Consider the following 7,606-nt stretch of genomic DNA (forward strand, 5'->3'; position numbering starts at 1 on the left):
TGGCTTTTTTTTGCTTTTTTACGGGTATATCCAGACTTGGAATGGGCGCAGAATTTGCACAATAGGGCGAGATCGAACAACATGGCTCAGCAGCGGGCCGTGCGCACAGGGCGCCGGCACCCGCTGTATGACCGACAGGAGACTTGTGCATGACCGAACGCCCATGGCTGGCCGCTTACCCACCCGAGATCCCCGAGGACATTGACCCTGAGCGCATTCCGACCTTGGTGCAGCTGCTCAACCAGGCCTTTATCCAGTATGCCGACCGCACGGCGCTGCACTTCATGGGGGCGCGCTTCAGCTACCGCCAGCTCGACGACTACAGCGTGGCGCTGGCTGCCTACCTGCAGACCCTGCCGCTGGCCAAGGGCGACCGCGTGGCGCTGATGATGCCCAATGTGCCGCAGTACGCGGTGGCCGTCGCAGCCGTGCTGCGCGCCGGGCTGGTCGTGGTCAACGTCAACCCGCTCTACACCGCCTCGGAGCTGGACCACCAGCTCAAGGACAGCGGTGCCAAGGTGATGATCGTGCTGGAGAACTTTGGCGCCACCGTGCAGAACTGCGCAGCGCACCGCCAGCTCGACCAGATCATCGTCTGCAGCATGGGCGATTGCCTGGGCCTGATCAAGGGCAGCATCGTCAACTATGTGGTGCGCCACAGCAAGAAGCTGGTCGCGCCGTTCACCCTGGAGCGCAGCATCCGTTACCCCGATGCGATCAGCCAGGGCGAGCGCCACACGTTCTCGCCGGTGGACATCGGGCCTGACGACATGGCCGCGCTGCAGTACACCGGCGGTACCACCGGCGTGGCCAAGGGCGCCGTGCTGCTGCACCGCAACCTGGGCGCCAATGTGATGCAGGTGCAGGCCTGGTATGGGCCGGCGCTCAAGACCATTCCGCAAGGCGAGCAGCCGCTGTGCGTCTGCGCGCTGCCGCTCTACCATATCTTCGCGTTCACGGTCTGTTTTCTGCTGTCCATGCGCCTGGGCCACCAGGTGCTGCTGATCCCCAACCCGCGCGACATGAAGGCGGTGCTGGGCGAGCTGGGCAAGTACGAATTCCACACCTTGCCAGCGGTCAACACCTTGTTCAATGGCCTGATGAGCCACCCCGATTTCGACAAGGTGAACTGGAAGAACCTGCGCGTGGTCGTGGGCGGCGGCGCGGCCGTGCAGTCGGCCGTGGCCGAGCGCTGGCTGCAGCGCACTGGCCAGCCCATCGTCGAGGGCTATGGCCTGTCCGAGACCAGCCCGGTGGCCAGCTGCAACTTTGTCGGCACCGGCCAGAAGGCCTCGGGCTCCATCGGCTACCCGATGCCGGGCACCGACATGGCCATCCTCGACGATGCCGGCGAGCCGGTGGCACAGGGCGAGCGCGGCGAGGTCTGCATACGCGGGCCGCAGGTGATGGCCGGTTACTGGCAGCGCCCGGACGAGACCGCCAAGTCCATGACCGAGGACCAGTTCTTCCGCTCCGGCGACATTGGCATCATGGAGCCCGATGGCATGTTCCGCATCGTTGACCGCAAGAAGGACATGGTGCTGGTGAGCGGCTTCAACGTCTACCCCAATGAGGTCGAAGACGTGGCCGCATCCTTCCCCGGTGTGGCCGAATGCGCGGTGGTGGGGGTGCCCGATGAGAAGACCGGCGAGGCGATCAAGCTGGTGGTCGTGCGCAAGTCGGCCGATGTGACCGAGGCCCAGCTGCGCGCCCATTGCGCCGAGCACCTGACCGGCTACAAGCGGCCCAAGTACATCGAGTTCCGCGACAACCTGCCCAAGACCCCGGTCGGCAAGATCCTGCGGCGCGAGCTGCGCGACGAAACCACCAAGGCCTGAGCAGGGCGGCGGCGCTTGGCCATAGCGCTCCAGCCGCCAAACAGCCCGGCAAAGCGGAGATTGCAGCGACAATCTCCGCTTTGCTGTTTTTTGGGATTTCCACGTGACCCTTGCCATTCTCAGTGCCCTTCCCGAGGAGCAGGCCGGCATTGCCGCACTGCTGGCGGAGGCCCGCACCAGCGACCATGCCGGCCGCCGCTATACCTGCGGCCAGCTGCACGGCCATGCGGTGGTGCTGGCGCTGTCGGGCATTGGCAAGGTGGCGGCGGCCAGCACGGCTGCCACCCTGATCGAGCGCTTTGGCGCCCGGGGCATCGTGTTTACCGGTGTGGCCGGTGGCCTGGGCGCGGGCGTGCAGGTGGGCGATGTGGTCGTGGCCAGCAGCTATGCGCAGCACGACATGGATGCCTCGCCGCTCTTTCCGCGCTACGAGGTGCCGGGCTATGGCCGCGCGCGCTTTGACTGCGACGCCGCCTTGAGCGCGCAGCTGGCCCTGGCCGTGCAGCAGTGCCTGGCCGGGGGCGCCGCAGCCTGGACGGCCGAGCTGGGCCTGCCCGCGCCGCAGATGCACCAGGGCCTGGTCGTCAGCGGCGACCGCTTTGTCAGCAGCGCCGCCGAAGTGCAGGTGCTGCGCAGCGGCTTGCAGGCCGCAGGCATGGAGGCGCTGGCCGTCGAGATGGAAGGCGCCGCCGTCGCCCAGGTCTGCGCCGACCATGGCCTGCCCTTTGCGGCCATGCGCAGCATCTCCGACCGGGCCGATGACAGCGCGCACCTGGACTTTCCGCGCTTTATCAACACCATCTCCAGCCGCTACGCGCAGCACATCATCGGCAGCCTGGTACGGAGCTTGCCCAGCCGTTAAACGTCTACCCGGTAGCGCGGGTGACTGTGCACTGCGGCAAGCCTCGTCACAATGGCGCGCTGCCTTGATGCGCTGTTGCCGACCATGCCCCTTTTTTCCGCCCACTCCTTTGCGCCCGGCCAGGTGCTGACCACCTGCAAGCTGGGCCTGGGGCAGATGCTGTCCTGGGGCTCGGCCTTTTACCTGCCCGCCATCCTGGCCGGCGCGATGGGCGAGAGTCTGGGCATAGCGCCATCGCGCATCTTTGCCGCGTTCTCCGTGGCGTTGCTGATGATGGCGCTTACCGGCCCGGTGGCGGGGCGGCTGATTGACCGCTGGGGCGGGCGGCCGCTTCTGATGGCCACCAATGTGCTGTTTGCGCTGGGCTTGCTGCTGCTGTCGCAGGTGCAGACCCAGGGCCAGCTGTTTGCGGTCTGGTGGTTGCTGGGGCTGGCGATGGGGGCGGGCCTGTACGAGGCGGCCTTTGCCACCTCGGTGCGCCTGTATGGCAAGGCCGCGCGCGGCAGCATTGTCGGCATCACCTTGTTTGGCGGTTTTGCCAGTACCTTGAGCTGGCCGCTCACCACCTGGCTGCTGCACAGCTGGGGCTGGCGCGAGGCTTGCCTGGTCTGGGCGGCGGTGCAGCTCTTGGTGCTGCTGCCGCTGCATGCCAGCTTGCCCCATGCAGCGGCTCGCGCCAGTACCGATGCGGCAGCAGCCCCAGCGGGCGTGCCTGCAGCGCCTGCTGCTGCGCTGCGGGGCCAGTGGCTCAGCCTGGTCTTGCTGGCGCTGACCTTTGCCGCCATCTGGTTTATTGGCACCTCGATGATGTCGCACCTGCCGCGCCTGCTGGTGGTCAGCGGTGCCACGGCGACGGCAGCGGTGGCTGCGGCGGCCCTGGTGGGCCCGGCCCAGGTGGCCAGCCGCATTGCCGACTATGTTTTTCTGCGCCGCGCCCATCCGCTGTGGTCGGCGCGCATTGCCGTCATGGCCTACCCCGTGGCGGCGCTGGCGTTGGCGCTGTTGGGCGCCTCGGGCGCCTGGGTCTATGCGCTGGCCTTTGGCCTGGGCAACGGCATCATGACCGTGGTGATCGGCACCTTGCCACTGGCCATGTTTGGTGCGCAAGGCTATGGCCAGCGCCAGGGCCTGCTGATGGTGCCCGCCCGCATGACCCAGGCCAGCGCCCCTTTTCTGTTTGGCCTGGCGCTGGAGCAGTGGCAGCTGGGTGCACTGTGGGTGCTGATGCTGGCCGCATCGATCGCCGGCACGGCCCTGTGGTGCCTGCGGCCCAAGCAGGTGTAGTGGGCGCTGCCGTGCTTACTTGAGCCAGCCGCGCTTGCGGAAGTACAGCATCGGTATCAGCGCGCTGCCCACCATCAGCGCAATGCCGTAGGCATAGCCGTATTGCCAGTCGATTTCGGGCATGTACTTGAAGTTCATGCCGTAGACGCTGGCGATCAAGGTGGGCGGCAGCAGCGCGACGCTGGCCACCGAGAAGATCTTGATGATCTTGTTCTGGTTGATGTTGATGAAACCGACCGTCGCATCCATCAAGAAGTTGATCTTGTCAAAGAGGAAGGCGGTGTGGTTGTCCAGCGATTCGATGTCGCGCAGGATCTGGCGCGCGTCCTCGAACTGGTCGGAGTTGAGCATCTTGCTGCGCATGACAAAGCTCACCGCGCGGCGGGTGTCCATCACATTGCGGCGAATGCGGCCGTTCAAGTCTTCCTGGCGGGCGATGGCCGAGAGCACTTCACTCGCGTGGGTGTCGGTCACATTGCCGGCCAGCACCTGGGTGCTGACTTTTTCCAGGTCGTCGTAGATGCCTTCGAGCGTGTCGGCCGAGTACTCGGCGTCGGCGTCGAACAGCTTGAGCAGCACGTCCTTGCTGTCCTCGATGAGGCCCGGTGCACGGCGGGCGCGCAGGCGCAGCAGGCGGAACACCGGCACATCCTCATCGTGGATGGAAAACAGCACGCCATAGCTTTTGAGCGCGGCGTTGTGCAGGTTCATGATGAAGGCCACACGCACGCTGCGCGGGTCGTCTTCGTCATCGATCAGGAAGTCGCTGCGGATGTGCAGGTCGCCATTGTCTTCTTCGTAGAAGCGGGCCGATTCCTCAATGTCCTGGTCCATCGCGTCTTCGGGGATGGACAGGCCATAGTGCTGCTTGATCCAGCGCTTTTCTTCGAGGGTGGGGGATTCGAGGTCAACCCAGATAGGCTGAAAACGGGCCAGGTCCTGCAGGGATTCGATCTCTTCCTGCACCAGACGGCCATTGGCAAGCGTAAAGATGTTGAGCATGGGCTCACTTCCTTGTTGTTATTGGTCTGCAAAAGGGGGCGGGGGGCGCTTCCGACCCTTGTGCAGCCATGTGCTTGCCAGGGTGGAAGCTACCAACTAGGGTAGGGATCCAAGGAGAGACTCCGGTTTGTGAATGGGCGCCATTATGGCATTCCCGCATCCGCTTCGCATGACGATGCGCTTTGTCCGCGCGCAGCGTTGTCAACGCCCCACGCCACAGCCTGTCAGTGGGCGCCTACACTCACCAAATGGCGGCTATTTGGCGGCTAAATGGCGGCAGATTGGCAGGTTTGTGAAGAAAAATTAACGCCCGGCCTGGGCCAGCGCAAAGCACAGATCCGCCCAGGTTGCTGCCTTGGCCAGGGGGGTGCGCAGCAGGTGGCTGGGGTCGTAGCTGACCACGGCGGGAAGCTGGCTGCCGCCCAGTTGGTGCAGCTGCTGGCGCAGGCTGGAGAAGGGCTGGTCGCCCGGCATCAGGTGGCGCACCGCTGGCAGGCCCAGCAGCAGGGCCATGGCGGGCTGGCATTCCTGCACCAGCGCCTCGATGCTGTAGCTGGGCAGGCCATCATCGCCTTCCTGGTTGGCGGGGATGCGGGCCAGTGGCACCCAGTAGACAGGGGCATCGGTCAGGCGCATGGCACGCAGCATCTGCAGCAGCAACTGGCAGGCTTCGCCCTGCTGGGGCGCGCCCTCGGGCAGCTCGGCCACCACCAGCCAAGCCGGCTGGGTGGGGGGCACGGCGGGCTGCTGCTTGCCTTGCAGATCGAGCAGGACCGGTGCGCGCAGTGCAAAGCGCACGCGCGGAAAACCGGCGGGCAGCGCCTGTGGGGACGTGGGGCGTGCAGCTGCTGCAGGCGCTGGCGTTGGCTCAATAGCGGCAACTGGCGCGGCCGTTTCTGGGAGCGCAGCAGCCGGCATCGCCGCTGGAACGGGTGCAACAGAAGGTGCAACAACTGCTGTAGTCGCTGCTGCAGCCGCTGCGGTGGGCACAACAGCTGGGGCAGGCACCGCCTCCGCGCGTGATGGCGGTGCAGCCACTGGCGCAGGAGCGGAAGATGTCTCAGGCGCCGCCTGGGCGGCAGGCGCGGGCGATTCGGGCCACCACAGCGGGTGGCCCATCTCTTGCAGCATGGCGCGTTGGCGGGCGTCCAGGTTCAGGCTCATGGGGTGGTAGGCAGCAGATAACGCATGACCATGGCGTCCTCGCGTTCGACATGGGATACCGGATAGTAGCGCTTTCGCAGCCCTACCGATTCAAATCCAAAGGCCAGGTAGATCTGCTGGGCGCGCAGATTGCTGATGCGCACCTCCAGCCAGATCGCCTGCGCGCGCGCACTGACGGCCCAGCTGCGCAGCTGATCGAGCAGCACCTTGGCCCAGCCCTGGCGCTGGTGGCGCGGGTTGACGGTGATGTTGAGCAGGTGCAGCTCGTCGACGCCCTGCATCGCAATAAAGTAGCCGATCAGCTCCTCGCCGGCCCAGAGCAGCTGCATCGCATAGCCCATCGCCATCGAGTCGATGAAGTTGCCGCGCGTCCAGGGGTGGCTGTAGCACTGGTTCTCCACGGCCAGCAGTGCATCCAGGTCATCAATGCGCAGCGCGGACCAGCGCAGCTGGGGCGTGGCAGGCAGGCTCATGGCGCCGTGCCTGGGCTGCCAGCGGCCTGGGCCAGCTTTTCCGCTTCGCGCTCGGCCGTGGTCTTGGCCACCTTGTCGCGGATGTAGAGCGGCAGCGCATCCTGCGCAGCGACTGCCTGGCCTTGCGCCAGCAGGTAGGGCGCAAGGCTCAGCAAGGCCTGGGCCGTGGGCATGGCCTGCAGATGGGTGGCAGCGGGTGCCAGGCGCTCGCCATAAATAGGCTGGGCATTGCCGGCCACGACAAAGCCTGCGGGCACCTGCACATGCTGCGGCGGGCAGACCTGCAGATCGCCCAAGGTCTGCCAGTGGCCGTCCGCATACTGGTAGACGGCGTTGTAGACCTCGTCCATGCGGGCATCGAGGCAGGCCAGCACCTGGGTGCAGCCGTATTGCAGGCGGGCCTCTTCGGCGACGGTCATCAAGGTATCGACCGGCAGCACCGGCACGCCCTGGCCGCCCTTGGCCACAAAGGCCAGGCCCTGGGCAATGGCGCAGGCGGTGCGCAGCCCGGTGAACGAGCCCGGGCCCCGGCCAAACACAATCGCGTCCAGCGCATCAAAGCCCAGGCCCGCGTCGGCCATCAGGCCGCGCAGCGCCGGCAGCAGCTGGCTGGAGGTGTGCTGGCCACCGGCACCGCTGTGCAGCCAGCGCTGGTCATCCCGTGCGGTGGCAATAAAGAGGGTGTCGGTACTGGATTCGAGGGCAAGCAGATTCATGGGGTAGGGCGCGCACGGGCGCTATGCTGGCGCCCGGTTTCAGCCCCTGTAGAGGGGTGGCAACTCGCCATTATCGGGGCAAAGCCAAGGCTGCATGCCGGGCTTGGGCATAGCCGCTAGACTGCTGCCCATGCAACAGATTTCTCCGATGGCGCCCCTTTCTCTGTCCCTGGCGCGGCTGAGCGCTGGCCTGCCTGGCAGCAGCGGCCGCTGGCTGCTGCCGGTCGCGATTGCGCTGAGCCAGGTGGCCTGCGCGCAGACGCCGGC

The 7,606-nt window shown here is 66.2% G+C and carries 7 protein-coding genes; 3 read left to right on the forward strand and 4 right to left on the reverse strand.

The features are described from left to right. The first annotated feature begins 149 nt into the window (after nt 1-149). The 3 genes from WH303_RS00645 (at nt 150) to WH303_RS00655 (ending at nt 3,984) form a co-directional block, all read left to right on the forward strand. Nucleotides 150-1,838, forward strand: coding sequence for an AMP-binding protein (locus tag WH303_RS00645; RefSeq protein ID WP_021027038.1), 1,689 nt, complete (start codon nt 150-152; stop codon nt 1,836-1,838). Between the two features lie 103 nt (nt 1,839-1,941). Then, complete coding sequence (locus tag WH303_RS00650; protein ID WP_339516106.1) at nt 1,942-2,700, forward strand: 5'-methylthioadenosine/adenosylhomocysteine nucleosidase; 759 nt, start codon at nt 1,942-1,944, stop codon at nt 2,698-2,700. An 84-nt stretch (nt 2,701-2,784) separates the two neighbouring features. Further along, nucleotides 2,785-3,984, forward strand: a complete 1,200-nt coding sequence (locus WH303_RS00655; protein WP_339516108.1) for an MFS transporter — start codon at nt 2,785-2,787, stop codon at nt 3,982-3,984. A 15-nt stretch (nt 3,985-3,999) separates the two neighbouring features. On the opposite strand, the gene corA is transcribed toward WH303_RS00655, so the two are convergent. From corA to tsaB, 4 genes are all read right to left on the reverse strand, one after another. Further along, nucleotides 4,000-4,986, reverse strand: a complete 987-nt coding sequence (gene corA / locus WH303_RS00660) for a magnesium/cobalt transporter CorA (RefSeq protein ID WP_021025633.1) — start codon at nt 4,984-4,986, stop codon at nt 4,000-4,002. Between the two features lie 303 nt (nt 4,987-5,289). Then, the gene (locus WH303_RS00665) at nt 5,290-6,150 is read right to left on the reverse strand and encodes a hypothetical protein (RefSeq protein WP_339516112.1); all 861 of its coding nucleotides are present in this window, start codon (nt 6,148-6,150) and stop codon (nt 5,290-5,292) included. Then, nucleotides 6,147-6,623, reverse strand: coding sequence for a ribosomal protein S18-alanine N-acetyltransferase (gene rimI, locus WH303_RS00670; protein ID WP_312986787.1), 477 nt, complete (start codon nt 6,621-6,623; stop codon nt 6,147-6,149). Before rimI ends, WH303_RS00665 begins: the two co-directional genes overlap by 4 nt. Beyond that, nucleotides 6,620-7,339 (reverse strand): tRNA (adenosine(37)-N6)-threonylcarbamoyltransferase complex dimerization subunit type 1 TsaB, encoded by a 720-nt coding sequence (gene tsaB, locus WH303_RS00675; RefSeq protein WP_339516114.1) that lies wholly within the window; start codon nt 7,337-7,339, stop codon nt 6,620-6,622. Before tsaB ends, rimI begins: the two co-directional genes overlap by 4 nt. Between the last annotated feature and the right edge of the window lie 267 nt (nt 7,340-7,606).

Source organism: Comamonas sp. MYb69 (genome assembly GCF_037479315.1).
Lineage (GTDB): Bacteria > Pseudomonadota > Gammaproteobacteria > Burkholderiales > Burkholderiaceae_C > Comamonas.